Below are 16,236 nucleotides of genomic sequence, written 5' to 3' on the forward strand. Positions count from 1 at the left end.
CACCGACAACCGCACCGCGGTCCGTCCTCCGGGAGGGGCCGCCAGAAGCGTGCGCGCACCGGGTGGATCCCGGGCCGCACGGCGAAAGGACGTGTCATGGCCGTCGTGACCATGCGCCAGCTCCTCGAGAGCGGTGTCCACTTCGGGCACCAGACCCGCCGTTGGAACCCGAAGATGAAGCGCTTCATCTTCACCGAGCGCAACGGCATCTACATCGTCGACCTCCAGCAGTCGCTGTCGTACATCGACCGCGCGTACGAGTTCGTCAAGGAGACCGTCGCGCACGGCGGCTCCATCCTGTTCGTCGGCACCAAGAAGCAGGCCCAGGAGCCCGTGGCCGAGCAGGCCGCGCGCGTCGGCATGCCCTACGTGAACCACCGCTGGCTCGGCGGCATGCTCACCAACTTCACCACGGTGCACAAGCGTCTCCAGCGCCTCAAGGAGCTCGAGGAGATCGACTTCGACGACGTCGCGGGCTCCGGCCTGACCAAGAAGGAGCTCCTCGTCCTGCGCCGCGAGAAGGACAAGCTCGCCCGCACGCTCGGCGGCATCCGCGACATGGCGAAGGTCCCCTCCGCCGTGTGGATCGTCGACACGAACAAGGAGCACCTCGCGGTCGACGAGGCGCGCAAGCTCAACATCCCGATCGTCGCGATCCTCGACACGAACTGCGACCCCGACGTCGTGGACTACAAGATCCCCGGCAACGACGACGCCATCCGCTCCGTCACGCTGCTCACGCGCGTGATCGCGGACGCCGCCGCCGAGGGTCTGCTCCAGCGTCACTCCGGCCGCTCCGGCGCCGAGGCCGAGGCGGGCGCCGAGGCCGAGCCGCTGGCCGAGTGGGAGCGCGAGCTCCTCGCCGGTGCCGAGAAGCAGCTCGAGGCCGACGAGACCGCCGCCGAGGCGAACGTCGAGGCCGCTGCGGCCGAGGAGGTCGCCGAGGCTGCTGCCGAGGTCGCCGCCGAGGAGCCTGGCGACGACGCCGCCGAGGTCGTGGCCGAGGCTGCTGCCGAGGTCGCTGCGGTCGCCGACGCGGAGGCCGTGGTCGCCGACGCCGAGGCCGAGGCCGACGAGACCAAGTGACGTCCCGGGGTGCGTGGCGGGCGACCGCCACGCACCCCGTGCCGTCCCACCGGCGCACCGGGCACCGCCACGGTGCCCCCAGCACGTACCCGTGACGAACCACGAGTGAGGAACCACCATGGCGAACTACACCGCCGCTGACATCAAGGCGCTGCGCGAGCGCACCGGCGCCGGCATGCTCGACGTCAAGAAGGCTCTCGACGAGGCGGACGGCGACGCGGAGAAGGCGCTCGAGCTCATCCGCGTCAAGGGCCTGAAGGGCGTCGCCAAGCGCGAGGGCCGCTCGACCTCCGAGGGCCTCATCGCCGTCGACATCCGCGACACCGAGGGTGGCCAGGTCGCGACGCTCATCGAGCTCAACTCCGAGACGGACTTCGTCGCCAAGAACGAGACGTTCATCTCCCTCGCGGACCGCGTCCTCAAGGCCGCGGCCGAGGCCGGTGCGCGCGACGCCGACGCGGCGCTCGCCGCGGACGCTGACGGCGAGACCGTCCAGCAGGTCATCGACAACCAGGCCGCGACGCTCGGCGAGAAGATCGTCCTGCGCCGCGTGACCCGCGTCGCGGGCGAGCGCGTCACCGCGTACCTGCACCGCACCGCGCGCGACCTGCCGCCGTCGATCGGCGTCGTCGTCGCCACGGACGCCGCGGGCGAGGCCGTCGCGAAGGACGTCGCGCAGCACGTCGCCGCGATGTCCCCGACGTACCTCTCGCGCGACGAGGTCCCGGCTGACACGGTCGAGAACGAGCGCCGCATCGCCGAGGAGACCTCGCGCAACGAGGGCAAGCCCGAGGCCGCGCTGCCGAAGATCGTCGAGGGTCGCCTGAACGGCTTCTTCAAGGACGTCGTCCTCGTCGACCAGCCGCTCGCGAAGGACCCCAAGAAGACGGTCGGCCAGGTCGTCTCCGAGGCCGGTGGCTCCATCACCGAGTTCGTGCGGTACCGCGTCGGCGCCTGACGCCCCCGTCGGCCCGGTCCCGTCGCCCGTGCGGCGACGGGACCGGGCCGACCGCGCACCCGCCCCCGGGCGCGCGACGACCGGCGTCGTGCCGCACCATCGGGTGGGACGACGGCGGAGCAGGACCACCCCGCCCCACCGGGCCAGGACGAAGGACAGGTGTCGACAGTGACGGCAGGCGAGCAGACCACGCCCCGCGAGGGGACCGAGCACCGGCGGGTGCTCCTCAAGCTGTCGGGCGAGACGTTCGGCGGCGGGCAGATCGGTCTGGCGCCCGACGTCGTCCAGCGCGTCGCCCAGGAGATCGCGGCTGCGGTCGCCCAGGGCGTGCAGGTCGCGATCGTCGTCGGCGGCGGGAACTTCTTCCGTGGCGCCGAGCTCTCCCAGCGCGGTCTGGACCGCGCGCGCGCCGACTACATGGGCATGCTCGGCACCGTCATGAACTGCCTCGCGCTCCAGGACTTCCTCGAGCAGGCGGGGGTGAAGACGCGCGTGCAGACCGCCATCACCATGGGCCAGGTCGCCGAGCCGTACATCCCGCTGCGGGCGATCCGCCACCTCGAGAAGGGCCGCGTCGTCATCTTCGGCGCCGGCGCCGGCATGCCCTACTTCTCGACCGACACGGTCTCCGTGCAGCGCGCCCTCGAGACGCACTGCCAGGAGGTCCTCATGGGCAAGAACGGCGTGGACGGCGTGTACACGGCCGACCCGCGCAAGGACCCCTCGGCGACGAAGCTCGACCATCTCACGTACACCGACGCGCTCGTCAACGACCTCGGGGTCATGGACGCGACGGCGCTGAGCCTGTGCCGGGACAACGACGTGCGGATGCGCGTCTTCGGCATGAGCGAGCCGGGGAACGTCACGCGCGCCCTGGTCGGCGAGAATATTGGCACACTGGTCACGACCGACTGACATCGGTGCGCCGACGCCGGTGACCCCGGCCGCGACCGCACGGACCGACCCACGACGAACGACGAAGGAGCACTGGTGATCGACGAGACCCTCCTCGAGGCCGAGGAGAAGATGGACAAGGCCGTCGAGGTGGCCAAGGAGGACTTCGCCGCGATCCGCACGGGCCGTGCGAACGCCGCGATGTTCAACAAGATCACGGTCGACTACTACGGTGCGCCGACGCCGTTGCAGCAGCTCGCGTCGTTCACGGTGACCGAGGCGCGCACGATCCTCGTCTCGCCGTTCGACAAGAGCTCGATCACGGCCGTCGAGAAGTCGCTGCGCGACTCCGACCTCGGCGTGAACCCGTCCAACGACGGCAACGTCATCCGCGTCGTGCTGCCCGCCCTCACGGAGGAGCGTCGCCGTGACTTCGTGAAGCTCGCGAAGTCGAAGGCCGAGGACTCGCGCGTCTCGATCCGCAACGTGCGTCGTCGGGCCAAGGAGGAGCTGGACCGCATCGCGCGCGACGGCGAGGCCGGCGAGGACGAGGTCGGGCGCGCCGAGAAGGAGCTCGAGTCCCTCACCAAGGCGCACGTGGACCAGGTCGACGTGCTGCTCGCGGGCAAGGAGAGCGAGCTGCTCGAGGTCTGAGCGCCTCGTCCGGCGAGCTCCTCCACGCACCGATGACCGACACCTCTCCGACGGCCGCCGGCGACAGCACCTCCGCGGCGCGCGCCCCCAAGGCGGGCCGCAACCTCCCCGTGGCGATCGCGGTGGGCCTCGGCCTGCTCGCGCTCGTCGCGGCGAGCCTCGCCTTCCGGCCCGAGTTCTTCGTGCTGCTCGCGACCGTGGCGGTCGGCGCCGCGCTGTGGGAGCTCGCGCAGGCGTTCAAGCGCCGCGAGCTGCACCTTCCGCTCCTCCCGCTCCTCGTGGGCACGGTGGGCATCCTCGTCTCCTCGTACTACTCGGGCCCCGAGGCGCTGCTCGTCTCCTTCATGCTCACGGTCGCGGGCGCCGTCGTGTGGCGGGTCATCGACGGGTCGGGGACCGCCGCGGTGCGCGACGCCGCCGCGGCGACGTTCGCGGCGGCGTACCTGCCGTTCATGGCGGGGTTCGTCATGCTCATGCTCGCCGCCCCCGACGGGCGCGTCCGGGTCCTGATCTTCATCCTGCTCGCCGTCGCGAACGACGTCGGTGGCTACGTCGCGGGCGTCCTGTTCGGGCGCCACCCGCTGGCTCCCTCGGTGAGCCCCAAGAAGTCCTGGGAAGGGCTGGCGGGCTCGTTCGTGCTCGCGACGGCGGTCGGCGTGGTCGGGGCCGTGGTGGGCCTCGGGGCGAGTCCCCTCCTGGGCGTCGCGCTCGGCGTCCTCGCCCCGCTCACCGCCACCATCGGCGACCTCGCCGAGTCGATGATCAAGCGCGACCTAGAATTGAAGGACATGGGGTCGCTCCTGCCCGGTCACGGAGGCATCCTGGATCGGCTCGACTCCATGCTCCTCACCGCCCCGTTCGTCTACGTGCTCCTCGCGCTCGCCGTCTGACAGCCGTCCGACGACCCGCCCGCACCGCGGTGCGACCCGTCCGCACGACCCCCCCACGCTTGGACCTCCTCATGACCGTCCGTTCCGTCCGCCCCTCCGCGGAGTCGAAGCCGCTCCCGCTCGTCATGACCGCGCCCCGGCGCGGCAAGCCGCCGCGCCACTTCGCCGACCTCGCTCCCGAGGAGGTGCGCGACGTCGTCGTCGAGCTGGGGGAGAAGCCGTTCCGGGCCAAGCAGCTCGCGACGCACTACTACGCGCACCTCACGCGCGACCCCGAGGCGATGACGGACCTGCCGAAGGCGACGCGCGACGTGCTCACGGACGCGCTCTTCCCGCCGCTGCTCACCGCGGCGCGCCGCATGGAGGCCGACGGCGGGACGACCGTCAAGACGCTGTGGCACCTCTTCGACGGCGCCAAGGTCGAGTCGGTCCTCATGCGGTACCCGCAGCGCTCGACGCTGTGCGTGTCGAGCCAGGCGGGCTGCGGCATGGCGTGCCCGTTCTGCGCGACCGGGCAGCTCGGCCTCACGCGCAACCTGTCCGTCGCCGAGATCGTCGAGCAGGTGCGCTCGGCGGCCCGGTCGCTCGCGGATGGGGAGATCCCCGGCGGCGCGACCCGGCTCAACAACCTCGTGTTCATGGGCATGGGCGAGCCGCTCGCCAACTACAAGGCCGTCATGGGCACCGTGCGCCGCCTCGTCGCGCCGGCCCCGGACGGTCTCGGCATGTCGGCGCGCAACATCACCGTCTCGACGGTCGGGCTCGTCCCGGCGATGCGCAAGCTCGCCGACGAGGGGATCCCGGTGACGCTCGCGCTGTCGCTGCACGCCCCCGACGACGACCTGCGCAGCGAGCTCGTCCCGATCAACACGCGGTGGAGCGTCGACGAGACGCTCGACGCGGCGCGGCACTACTTCGAGGTCACGGGCCGGCGCGTGAGCATCGAGTACGCACTCATCAAGGACATGAACGACCACGCGTGGCGCGCGGACCTGCTCGGCGAGAAGCTCAATGCGCGCGGCCGCGGCTGGGTGCACGTCAACCCGATCCCGCTCAACCCGACCCCGGGCTCGATCTGGACGGCCAGCGACCCTGCCGTCGAGGCGGAGTTCGTGGCACGATTGCGCGGGCACGGGATCCCGACGACGATCCGTGACACCCGCGGCAGCGACATCGACGGCGCCTGCGGGCAGCTCGCTGCAGAGGAGGACGAGTGAGTTCGCTGTTCACCACGGTCGGCAAGACCCGGAACGGGTACGACCCCGAGGAGGTCGACGACTTCTTCGAGCACGCCCGTGACGTGTACGAGGGCCGGGTCCCGGAGCGCCTGACGAGCACCGAGATCCAGGCGTCGGTCTTCGATCTGGTCCGCGGTGGGTACGACACGCACGAGGTGGACGCGGCGCTGGACCGTCTCGAGGGTGCGTTCATCGCGCGCCAGCGGGCGGAGTACGTCGCCGCGCACGGCCAGCAGGCCTGGATGAACGCGCTCGCGGAGCGCGCCCGGTCGCTCTACGGCCGCCTGGGCCGGCCGGACGGCGAGAAGTTCGCGCTCGCGGAGCGCGGCAAGCCCGCGTACGACGTCGACGACGTGGACGACCTGTGCGACCGGCTCGTCGCCTACTTCGACCGGCAGGTGCCGATCACCGCGGCGGAGATCCGCTCCGCGACGTTCGGCCGCGCACGCGGTCGCGACGGCTACGCGGAGGGGCCGGTCGACGCGTTCTTCGCCCGCGCCATCGAGGTCCTGCTCGGCGTCGAGTGACGACGTCCCGCCCTCCCCGACGCGCGTGAGCCTCGATCCCCGGACCTCCTCGAACCCGCTGGTCCGGGGTGCGGCGTCGTTGCTGAGCGACGTCAACGCCCGGCACCCCTGGAACCACAACGAGCACTACCACGGCTGGGTCGTGCGGCGCGTGCCCCGCGACGCCCGGGTCGTGCTCGACGTGGGCTGCGGTGCGGGCGTCCTCCTCGGCAGGCTCCGGCGCCGGGCGGACGCGGTCCACGGGATCGACGCCGACGCCGGCATGGTCGCCCAGGCCTGCGCGCGGCACGCTCCGGACCCCGCCGTCATCGTGCGGCTGCTGAGGTTCGACGAGGTCCGCACGCCCGACGACGTCCGCACCCCCGACCGCGTCCACACGCCCGACGACTCCGGCCCACGGGGACGGCAGGAGGGTCCGGACGGCCCCGAGGGCGGCGGCTACGACACGGTGACGATGGTCGCGGTGCTGCACCACCTCGACCTCGACGAGGCGCTCCGGCACGCCCGTGGCCTGCTCGCCCCGGGCGGGCGCCTGCTCGTCGTCGGGCTCGCGCGCGTGGCGTCGGCACGCGACCTCGCGGTCGACGTCGCGTCCGCGCTCCTCAACCCGCTCGTGGGCCTCGTGAAGCACCCCCGTCGAGCCCGGCCCGGCGACGCCGGGCCCGACGCGCCGGGCATGCCCGTGCGGGACCCGCAGCACTCGGTCGACGAGGTCGCGCGCACGGCCCGGACTCTCCTGCCCGGCGCGCGCGTCCGCCGTCGGCTCTTCTTCCGGTACACGCTCGAGTGGACCGCCCCGCGCTGACCGGGCCACGACCGGCGCGGTGCCCGCGCACCGTCCGCGGCCTGGAAGGATGGGAGCCATGCCCGACAGTCCCGCTCGCACCCCCCGCACCGTGACGATCCTCGGCTCGACCGGGTCGATCGGCACGCAGGCGATCGACGTCGTCCGGACCCATCCGGACCGGTTCCGCGTCGAGGCGCTCTCGGCGGGCGGGGGCGACGTCGACCTGCTCGCGCGTCAGGCCGCAGATCTCGGGGTGCGTGCGGTCGGGGTCGCGGACGAGAGCCGGGCGACGGCGCTCGAGGCGGCGCTGGTCAGGGCGGTGTCCGGCCGAGGGGACGTCCCTGAGGTGCTCGCCGGACCCGACGCCGCGGCCGAGCTCGCCGGCCGGGGGAGCGACGTCGTCCTCAACGGCGTCACGGGCTCCGTCGGCCTCGGCCCGACGCTCGCCGCGCTGCGTGCGGGGTCGACGCTCGCGCTCGCGAACAAGGAGTCGCTCGTCGCGGGGGGTGCGCTCGTGCGCGCTGCCCAGCAGCGCTCGGACCAGATCGTCCCGGTGGACTCCGAGCACTCGGCGATCGCGCAGTGCCTGCGCTCCGGGACGCGCGCCGAGGTGCGCCGGCTGATCCTCACCGCCTCCGGAGGCCCCTTCCGCGGCTGGGACGCCGACGAGGTCAAGACGGCGACGGTCGAGCAGGCGCTCGCGCACCCGACCTGGGCCATGGGGCCGGTCGTCACCGTGAACTCCGCGAGCCTCATGAACAAGGGCCTCGAGCTCATCGAGGCACACCTGCTGTTCGACGTCCCCGCCGACGACATCACCGTCGTCGTGCACCCGCAGTCCGTGGTGCACTCGATGGTCGAGTTCGTCGACGGCTCGACGATCGCGCAGGCGTCGCCCCCGGACATGCGCCTGCCCATCGCGCTGGGGCTGTCGTGGCCCGACAGGCTCGACCCGGTGACCCCGCCGTGCGACTGGACGGCCGCCACGTCGTGGACGTTCGAGCCGCTCGACGACGCCGCGTTCCCGGCGGTGCACCTCGCGCGCGCGGCCGTCGCGGCGAGCGCGACCCACCCGGCCGTGTACAACGCGGCCAACGAGGAGGCCGTCGCGGCGTTCCTCAGCGGACGCGCAGGTTTCGGTGACATCGTGACGACGGTCGAGCGCGTGCTCGCGGCGCACGACGGAACCCCCGCGGACGCCGTGTCGTTGGACGACGTGGCGGAGGCCGAGAGCTGGGCGCGCGCCCGCGCGCACGAGATCCTGGACCACCGGTGACGAGCAACCGTCCGGGCGCGTCGAGCACCCGGGCCGAGAAGGAGCAGAGGGAACGATGGCGACGCTGATCGGCATCCTCGTGATCGTGGTCGGGATCGTCGTCTCGATCGCGCTGCACGAGGTCGGGCACATGGTGCCCGCGAAGAGGTTCGGCGTCCGCGTCAGCCAGTACATGGTCGGGTTCGGCCCGACCCTGTGGTCGCGCACCAAGGGCGAGACCGAGTACGGGTTCAAGGCGATCCCGCTCGGCGGCTACGTCCGCCTCGTCGGCATGTACCCGCCAGCGCCCGCCGGCGCCCGGCCGCGGGGCAACGGCTTCTTCTCGCAGGTCGTCGCCGATGCGCGCGACGCCAGCACCGAGGAGATCCGTCCCGGCGAGGAGCACCGCGCGTTCTACAACCTGTCCGCGCCCAAGAAGGTCGTCGTCATGCTCGGCGGACCCTTCATGAACCTCCTCATCGCGTTCGTGCTCATGGCGATCGTGTGCGTCGGTATCGGCCTGCCAGCCGTCACCACCACGGTCGGATCCGTCTCCGCGTGCGTCCCGTCGGTCGTCGCGACCGAGCAGGAGGAGTGCGCCGCCACCGCCGACCCGTCGCCCGCGGCCGCGGCTGGCCTGGAGCCGGGCGACACGGTCGTGTCGTTCGACGGCGAGGAGGTCTCCTCCTGGGACCAGCTCTCCGGCATGATCCGCGGCTCGGCCGGGCAGGTGACGCCCGTCGTCGTCGAGCGCGACGGCGAGCAGGTCGACCTCACCATCACGCCGGTCGACGTCGAGCGCCAGGTCGTCGCCGAGGACGGGACGCCCGTCGTGGACGACTCCGGAGCCCCGGTGACCGAGCCCGCCGGGTTCGTCGGCTTCACCCCGACGGTCGAGCGGCAACCTACCGGGATCGGGGTCGCCGCCGAGGCCACCTGGCAGCAGGTCAGCGGCACGGCGGGGATCATCGTCACCCTCCCCGTCAAGGTCTACGAGGCTGCCCAGGCCGCGTTCACCGACGCGCCGCGCGGTCAGGACTCCGTGATGAGCGTCGTCGGGGTCGGTCGGGTCGCCGTGGACGTCGCCGGGGCCGAGAGCCCGGTCCTCGACCGCGTCGTCACGATGCTCATGCTGCTCGCGGCGCTCAACGTCGCGCTGTTCGTCTTCAACCTCATCCCGCTCCTGCCGCTCGACGGCGGGCACGTCGTCAACGCCCTCTACGAGGGGGCCAAGCGCACGGTCGCGCGGGTCCGCGGCCTCCCGCGTCCCGGCCCGGCGGACCTCGCCCGCATGATGCCCGTCGCGTACGTCATGTTCGTCGTCCTCGTCGGCGTGGGCGCGCTCCTCATCCTCGCCGACATCATCGACCCCGTCCGCCTCACGTAGCCGGCCGCGCCCGTGAGGGAGGACCTCCGGTCGCGACGGAGGACTCGACGCGCTCTACCTCGTCGCCGGAGGCTCTCCCTCGGCGGGAGGCGTGCGTGGAGGGCGCGCGAAGATGTGCTGGACCGAGCGGGAAGGTGACGTCCCGGACAGGTCCGACGTGCGGCGTCGGACGGCCGACGGGGGATACTAGGGGCGTGAGCGTACCCATCAGTCTCGGAATGCCTGCCGCCCCGCCGCCGGTCCTCGCCCCGCGACGCAAGAGCCGCAAGATCAAGGTCGGCAAGGTGGACGTCGGCGGCGACGCCCCGATCAGCGTCCAGTCGATGACGACGACGCCGACGACGGACATCAACGCGACGCTCCAGCAGATCGCGGAGCTCACGGCGTCGGGCTGCGACATCGTGCGCGTCGCGGTGCCCAGCGCGGACGACGCGCTCGCGCTGCCGGCGATCGCCAAGAAGTCGCAGATCCCGGTGATCGCGGACATCCACTTCCAGCCCAAGTACGTGTTCGCCGCGATCGACGCGGGCTGCGCCGCGGTGCGCGTGAACCCGGGCAACATCCGCAAGTTCGACGACCAGGTCAAGGAGATCGCGAAGGCGGCGTCGGACGCGGGCGTGTCGCTGCGCATCGGCGTGAACGCCGGCTCGCTCGACCCGCGCCTGCTCGCGAAGTACGGCAAGGCGACGCCCGAGGCGCTCGTCGAGTCGGCCGTGTGGGAGGCGTCGCTGTTCGAGGAGCACGGCTTCCACGACTTCAAGATCTCGGTGAAGCACAACGACCCGGTCGTCATGGTCCGGGCGTACGAGCTGCTCGCCGAGGCGGGGGACTGGCCGCTGCACCTCGGCGTGACCGAGGCCGGCCCGGCGTTCCAGGGCACGATCAAGTCGGCGACGGCGTTCGGCGCGCTGCTGAGCAAGGGCATCGGCGACACGATCCGCGTCTCGCTGTCGGCGCCCCCGGTCGAGGAGGTCAAGGTCGGCAACCAGATCCTCCAGGCGCTCAACCTGCGCCCGCGCAAGCTCGAGATCGTCTCGTGCCCCTCGTGCGGCCGTGCCCAGGTGGACGTGTACACGCTCGCGGAGAAGGTCACCGCCGGGCTCGAGGGCATGGAGGTGCCGCTCCGCGTCGCGGTCATGGGGTGCGTCGTCAACGGCCCGGGCGAGGCTCGTGAGGCGGACCTCGGCGTCGCGTCGGGCAACGGCAAGGGGCAGATCTTCGTCAAGGGCGAGGTCGTCAAGACGGTGCCGGAGTCGCTGATCGTGGAGACGCTCATCGAGGAGGCGCTGCGCATCGCGGAGACCATGACGCCGGAGAACGACGCGCAGGCCGGCCCGCCGGTCGTCACGGTCGGCTGACGCCCTCGTGAGCCGCTGGCGCCCGTCCGTCCCGGCCCTGCGGCCTCGGGCGCGGGGCGAGGCCGGCGACGGCGGGCGGCCTCGGGCGCGCGTGCTCGTCGACGCGGACGTCCCGGAGGCGCTGGCGGTGTGCGCGGGCGACCCGGTCGCCTCCACGCTCGCGGCCGCGCGGCTCGCGGTCGCGCTGCACGCGGGCCTGCACGCGGCGGGCGGCCAGGCCTGGGGCTTCCCGGCCGTCGGCCCGCTCGAGGCGGTGTGCTGGGCCGGCGCCAACCTCGTGCCGGTCGTCCCGGTGTCGCTCGAGCCCGACCGGGCGCGCGCGGCGGTCGCGGCGTTCGCGGTGCTCGCGCGGCACGCAGGGCGACGGTCGTCGTCGGTCGTGGGCGAGCGCGACGCCGTCCTCGCGCTGTGGGAGCTGCTCGCGCCGCACTGGCCGTCGCCGCGCGAGATCCGGGCGAACCAGCCGTCGCTGGCGATCGACCGTGAACCGGACGTCGAGCCCGACCCGGGCGTGCGGCGCTCCGTCGCCGCCGAGGCGCCCGTCGTCCTGCCGGCGTGCGTGCGCATGTTCACCGAGGAGGTGGGCTACTCGCCGGTGGAGGGCGGGGGGCGCGCCTACGAGGAGCGCGTGCGGTCGCTCGTGCTCGCGGGCCGGTCGTTCGTGCGGATCGCGGCGAGCGACGGCGCGCCCCACGTCGTCTTCAAGGCGGAGCTGGGCGCGGTGACGCCGCTCGTCGCGCAGGTGCAGGGCGTGTGGGTCGACCCGCGGTACCGCGGACAGGGCCTGGCCGCGCCGGGGATGGCCGCCGTCGTGCACCTCGCCCGCCAGGGCACCCCGGCCGAGGTGGCGCGCCGCGTCGCCCCGCCGGTCGTCTCGTTGTACGTCAACGACTACAACACCCGCGCGCTCGCGACGTACCGCCGCGTCGGGTTCGAGCAGGTCGGTACCTACGCCACGGTGCTCTTCTGAGGGCTCGCGACCTGCGCGCTACTTGAGCAGGCGCGACATCCGGCGGTCGGCGAGCACCTGACCGCCCGTCTGGCACGTGGCGCAGTACTGCAGGCTGCGGTCGGCGAAGCTCACCTCGCGCACGGCGTCCCCGCACACGGGGCACGGCAGACCGGTGCGCCCGTGGACGCGCATCCCGGCGCGCTTGGCGTCCTTGAGCTCGGCCGCCGGCTTGCCCGACGACGCCGCCACGGCCTCGGCGAGCACCTCGCCCACGGCGGCGTGCACCCGGGCGACCTCGTCCGGCGTGAACGAGCGCGTGAGCTTGAAAGGGCTCGTGCGCGCCGCGTGGAGGATGTCGTCGGAGTAGGCGTTGCCGATCCCGGCGATCGACGACTGGTCGCGCAGCAGCCCCTTGACCTGCTGGTTGCGCGCGGCCATGAGCGCGCCGAGGGCCTCTGCGGTGAAGCCCGGGTCGAACGGCTCGATCCCGAGCGTCTCGACGGCCCGGACCTCCTCGGGGTGCCGCACGACGTGCACCGCGAGCCGCTTGCGTGTTCCGGCCTCCGTGAGGTCGAACCCCGAGCCGTCGTCGAACCGCACGCGCAGCGCGAGCACCGCGGCCTTCCCGCCGCCGCTGCCGCCGAGCCGGGGTCGCACGGGCGTCGTCGGCGCCTTCTCCGACCACCGCAGCCACCCGGCCCGGGCGAGGTGGAAGACGAGGTGGACCTCGTCGTCGGGCCCCGGCGCGGACGGGCCGTCCGCGGGCTGCGCGAGGACGAGGTCGAGCCACTTGCCGTGCCGCCGGGCGCCCGTCACGACGCGCCCGACGAGCGCGCCGACGGGCGGGTCGAAGGTCTTGAGCGCGGCGATCTGGGCGACGTCGGCGGCGACGACGGTGCGGCCGGTCGCGCGGTCGTCGAGGAACCGGACCAGGGCCTCGACCTCGGGCAGCTCGGGCATGGGGACATCCTCCCCGCCGGTAGGGTGGGGCGCATGTCTTCCGTCACGTCCGGCGCGCCCGCCGCGGCCTCCACCCGCGTCCGGGGCGCCGACCTCCTGCGCCTGTCCACCCTGTTCGTCCGGACGCTGCGCGAGGACCCGGCCGACGCCGAGGTCGCGAGCCACAAGCTCCTCGTGCGAGCGGGCTACATCCGCCGTGCCGCCCCCGGCATCTACACCTGGCTCCCGCTCGGCCTGCGCGTGCTGCGCAAGGTCGAGGAGGTGGTCCGTGAGGAGATGGCCGCGGCAGGCGCGCAGGAGGTGCACTTCCCGGCGCTGCTGCCCAAGGAGCCGTACGAGGCGACGGGCCGCTGGACGGAGTACGGGCCCAACATCTTCCGGCTCAAGGACCGCAAAGAGGGCGACTACCTCCTCGCGCCGACCCACGAGGAGATGTTCACGCTCCTCGTCAAGGACCTGTACTCGTCGTACAAGGACCTGCCGCTGACGATCTACCAGATCCAGACCAAGTACCGCGACGAGGCGCGTCCGCGCGCGGGTCTCATCCGCGGGCGCGAGTTCGTCATGAAGGACGCGTACTCGTTCGACACGACGGACGAGGGCCTCGAGCGCTCGTACGAGGCGCAGCGCGCGGCGTACCGGCGCATCTTCGACCGGCTCGGGCTCGAGTACGTCATCGTGGCCGCGACGTCGGGCGCGATGGGTGGCTCGCGCTCCGAGGAGTTCCTCACCCCGACGCCGATCGGCGAGGACACGTTCGTGCGCTCGCCCGGCGGGTATGCGGCGAACGTCGAGGCGGTCGTGACCCCCGTCCCGGAGGACGTCGACTACGCCGGCGCGCCCGCGGCGCACGTCGAGGACACCCCGGACACCCCGACGATCGACTCGCTCGTCGCCCTCTCGAACGACCGCTTCCCGCGCCCCGACCGTGCGTGGACCGCGGCAGACACGCTGAAGAACGTGGTGCTCGCCGTCACGCACCCCGACGGCCGCCGCGAGGTCGTCGTCGTCGGGCTGCCCGGCGACCGGGAGGTCGACCTCAAGCGCGTCGGCGCGGCGTTCGAGCCGGCCGAGGTCGAGCCGGCGACGGACGCGGACTTCGCCGCGCACCCCGAGCTCGTCAAGGGCTACATCGGCCCGCAGGCGCTCGGCCCGAACGTCCGCCGGGACGCCCCTGAGGACCTCGCCGAGGGCGAGGTGCCCGAGCGGCACTCCGTGCGCTACCTGCTCGACCCGCGCGTCGTCGCGGGCACGCGCTGGATCACCGGCGCGAACGAGCCGGGTCGGCACGTGTTCGACCTCGTCGCCGAGCGCGACTTCTCGGCCGACGGCACGGTCGAGGCCGCCGAGGTGCGCGCGGGCGACCTCGCGCCCGACGGGTCGGGCCCGCTGGAGCTGGCCCGCGGGATCGAGATCGGCCACATCTTCGCGCTCGGCCGCAAGTACGCCCAGGCGCTCGGTCTCACCGTGCTCGACGAGAACGGCAAGCAGGTCGTCGTGACCATGGGGTCGTACGGCATCGGCGTGACGCGCGTCCTCGCGGCGCTCGCGGAGGCCAACCACGACGACGCCGGGCTCGCGTGGCCCGCGCACGTCGCGCCCGCGCACGTGCACGTCCTCGCGACGGGCAAGGACGCGAGCGTGTTCGACGCGGCCGAGCGCCTCGCGACCGAGCTCGCCGCCCGGGGCGTCGAGGTGGTCTACGACGACCGCCCCAAGGTCTCGCCCGGTGTGAAGTTCAAGGACGCCGAGCTCCTCGGCGTGCCGCTGCTGCTCATCGTGGGCCGTGGTCTCGCCGACGGCGTCGTCGAGGTCCGCCCGCGCGCGGGCGAGGCGGTCCCGGTCGCGGTCGAGGACGCCGTCGAGCACGTCACGGCGCGGGTGGCCGAGCTCCTCGGCTGACACGACGCAGCGTCGGAGGCGCCCTCGGTCCGGGTTCGGGCCGGGGGCGCCTCGTCGTCGGGGGCGTCGGGGGAGGGGGGACGGTCGAGCGAGAGCCGGAGCCGGCGCTGTGGGCCCCGAGCCCGTCCGGCAGGGACGCTGGGCGGCTCAGCCGGCCGTCTGCTCGGGGAGGCCGGGGAAGGCGGCGGGAGCCTCGCCCCACGCGACCGCGCTCGCCCACGAGTCGACGAGGAGGGCGACCGCCTCCGCCCGGGACGTGGGCGCGGCGGTGGCGACGAGGCTCGCGTACGTCTGCGCGAGGCCCGACTCGACCTGGCGCGCGAGGGCGGCGACGTCCGCGTCGTCCGGCAGCACGTAGGCGACGCGACGGGGGTCCTGCGCCGTGCCGTCCGTCCCGGCCGCGAGGGCCCAGGCCTGGCCGCGGGCCCGGTGCTCGGCCGCGCGCGCGACCGCCGCCGTCCGCGCGGCGTCCTCGGACTGCGCCGCGCGCACCTCGTACGCGTACCCGGCGGCGTCCTCCGTCTCGACGAGCGTCGCGAGGTCGGCGGCGCCGATCCCGGCCGGGGCCTCCTCGACGGGCGGGGCCGTCGTCACGAGCACGTCCGCGGCGGCCGACCCGGTGAGCGCGGCGAGACGCTGTGCCGAGACGTGCTCCGAGGCGGCGACGGACGCGAGGAGCCGGGCGAGCCCGGCGTCCGTCGCCGCGTCGGCCGAGGCGCCGGTGCGCTGCGCGGCCTCGGCGAGCGCGACGACGACGTCGTCGGTCGTGGCGGCGCCGTCGCCGGGCTCGTCCGCCGTGACGTCGTCCTCCGTGCCGTCCTCCTCGGTGCCTGCCGCGTCGTCGGCCGGCTCGTCGGAGTCCTCCGCCGGGGCGGCCGACGTGGGGTCGCCCGCCGGGAGGTCGAGGTCGTCCAGGCCGGAGTCGTAGACCCCGCCGAGGGCGTCCGCATGCTGCTCGGCGAACGCGGCGGCCTCCTCGAGCGCCGCGAGAGTGGCCGGGTCGGTCACGCTCGGCGTGACGTCCGCCACGAGGTCGGCGACCGTGAGGGCGTCGTCCACCGCGCCGGCGCGCAGCACCTCGACGGCGTCGGGCGAGGGCTCGGCGGGGGGCGGGGTCTCCAGCCGGACACCGCACCCCGCCGCCAGGACGCCGGTCGCGAGCACCGTCACGGCCGCGAGCAGCCGCCCGCCGGGCCGGGGCGTCCGGCGCGGGCGGGCACGGGTGGCGGTGGGCACCGCGGTCGCGTGGGGACTCATCGGGGGCGATGATGTCACGTCCGGGGTCCGTGAGTCGTTAGGCTGGTCCCCGGTCGAACGTCCCGACGAGCGGATCGTCGGGAGATCCCGAGACAACAACACACCGGTCGTCTTCCGTACCCGGCGTGGGA

Annotated in this window: 15 protein-coding genes; 13 read left to right on the forward strand and 2 right to left on the reverse strand. The window is 73.6% G+C overall.

Features of this window, described 5'->3' with window-relative positions:
* Nucleotides 1-96: 96 nt before the first annotated feature.
* The 12 genes from rpsB (at nt 97) to ACN9MS_RS08395 (ending at nt 12,004) form a co-directional block, all read left to right on the forward strand.
* Nucleotides 97-1,086 (forward strand): 30S ribosomal protein S2, encoded by a 990-nt coding sequence (gene rpsB, locus ACN9MS_RS08340; RefSeq protein WP_426311498.1) that lies wholly within the window; start codon nt 97-99, stop codon nt 1,084-1,086.
* A gap of 118 nt (nt 1,087-1,204) precedes the next feature.
* Nucleotides 1,205-2,044 (forward strand): translation elongation factor Ts, encoded by an 840-nt coding sequence (tsf, locus tag ACN9MS_RS08345; protein WP_426311499.1) that lies wholly within the window; start codon nt 1,205-1,207, stop codon nt 2,042-2,044.
* 159 nt (nt 2,045-2,203) lie between these two features.
* Nucleotides 2,204-2,959 (forward strand): UMP kinase, encoded by a 756-nt coding sequence (gene pyrH / locus ACN9MS_RS08350; RefSeq protein ID WP_378232425.1) that lies wholly within the window; start codon nt 2,204-2,206, stop codon nt 2,957-2,959.
* Nucleotides 2,960-3,034: 75 nt separating this feature from the next.
* Nucleotides 3,035-3,592: a ribosome recycling factor gene (frr, locus tag ACN9MS_RS08355; RefSeq protein ID WP_277515627.1), complete on the forward strand. Its 558-nt coding sequence runs from the start codon at nt 3,035-3,037 to the stop codon at nt 3,590-3,592.
* A gap of 32 nt (nt 3,593-3,624) precedes the next feature.
* Nucleotides 3,625-4,482 (forward strand): phosphatidate cytidylyltransferase, encoded by an 858-nt coding sequence (locus ACN9MS_RS08360; RefSeq protein ID WP_378232426.1) that lies wholly within the window; start codon nt 3,625-3,627, stop codon nt 4,480-4,482.
* Between the two features lie 125 nt (nt 4,483-4,607).
* Nucleotides 4,608-5,699 (forward strand): 23S rRNA (adenine(2503)-C(2))-methyltransferase RlmN, encoded by a 1,092-nt coding sequence (rlmN, locus tag ACN9MS_RS08365; RefSeq protein WP_047232700.1) that lies wholly within the window; start codon nt 4,608-4,610, stop codon nt 5,697-5,699.
* On the forward strand, nt 5,696-6,247 hold the full coding sequence (locus tag ACN9MS_RS08370; RefSeq protein ID WP_426311500.1) for a DivIVA domain-containing protein: 552 nt from the start codon (nt 5,696-5,698) through the stop codon (nt 6,245-6,247). The genes rlmN and ACN9MS_RS08370 overlap by 4 nt, the downstream gene beginning before the upstream one ends.
* A gap of 25 nt (nt 6,248-6,272) precedes the next feature.
* Nucleotides 6,273-7,052, forward strand: a complete 780-nt coding sequence (locus ACN9MS_RS08375) for a class I SAM-dependent methyltransferase (protein ID WP_426311501.1) — start codon at nt 6,273-6,275, stop codon at nt 7,050-7,052.
* 58 nt (nt 7,053-7,110) lie between these two features.
* The gene (gene dxr / locus ACN9MS_RS08380; RefSeq protein ID WP_426311502.1) at nt 7,111-8,310 is read left to right on the forward strand and encodes a 1-deoxy-D-xylulose-5-phosphate reductoisomerase; all 1,200 of its coding nucleotides are present in this window, start codon (nt 7,111-7,113) and stop codon (nt 8,308-8,310) included.
* A 55-nt stretch (nt 8,311-8,365) separates the two neighbouring features.
* Nucleotides 8,366-9,676 (forward strand): M50 family metallopeptidase, encoded by a 1,311-nt coding sequence (locus ACN9MS_RS08385; RefSeq protein WP_426311503.1) that lies wholly within the window; start codon nt 8,366-8,368, stop codon nt 9,674-9,676.
* A 218-nt stretch (nt 9,677-9,894) separates the two neighbouring features.
* Entirely contained in the window at nt 9,895-11,034 is a 1,140-nt protein-coding gene (gene ispG, locus ACN9MS_RS08390) for a flavodoxin-dependent (E)-4-hydroxy-3-methylbut-2-enyl-diphosphate synthase (protein ID WP_021482273.1), read from the forward strand.
* 7 nt (nt 11,035-11,041) lie between these two features.
* A complete protein-coding gene (locus tag ACN9MS_RS08395) occupies nt 11,042-12,004 on the forward strand; it encodes a GNAT family N-acetyltransferase (RefSeq protein ID WP_426311504.1) in 963 nt (320 codons plus the stop codon).
* An 18-nt stretch (nt 12,005-12,022) separates the two neighbouring features.
* On the opposite strand, the gene ACN9MS_RS08400 is transcribed toward ACN9MS_RS08395, so the two are convergent.
* Nucleotides 12,023-12,946 (reverse strand): Fpg/Nei family DNA glycosylase, encoded by a 924-nt coding sequence (locus tag ACN9MS_RS08400; protein WP_426311505.1) that lies wholly within the window; start codon nt 12,944-12,946, stop codon nt 12,023-12,025.
* A gap of 33 nt (nt 12,947-12,979) precedes the next feature.
* Between ACN9MS_RS08400 and ACN9MS_RS08405 the strand changes: the two genes are divergently transcribed.
* The gene (locus ACN9MS_RS08405; RefSeq protein WP_426311506.1) at nt 12,980-14,848 is read left to right on the forward strand and encodes a proline--tRNA ligase; all 1,869 of its coding nucleotides are present in this window, start codon (nt 12,980-12,982) and stop codon (nt 14,846-14,848) included.
* A gap of 147 nt (nt 14,849-14,995) precedes the next feature.
* Here the strand turns inward: ACN9MS_RS08405 and ACN9MS_RS08410 are convergent, their stop codons facing one another.
* The gene (locus ACN9MS_RS08410) at nt 14,996-16,105 is read right to left on the reverse strand and encodes a DUF4439 domain-containing protein (protein WP_426311507.1); all 1,110 of its coding nucleotides are present in this window, start codon (nt 16,103-16,105) and stop codon (nt 14,996-14,998) included.
* Nucleotides 16,106-16,236 lie beyond the last annotated feature (131 nt).

It is taken from the genome of Cellulosimicrobium sp. E-16, assembly GCF_049913115.1.
GTDB lineage: Bacteria > Actinomycetota > Actinomycetes > Actinomycetales > Cellulomonadaceae > Cellulosimicrobium.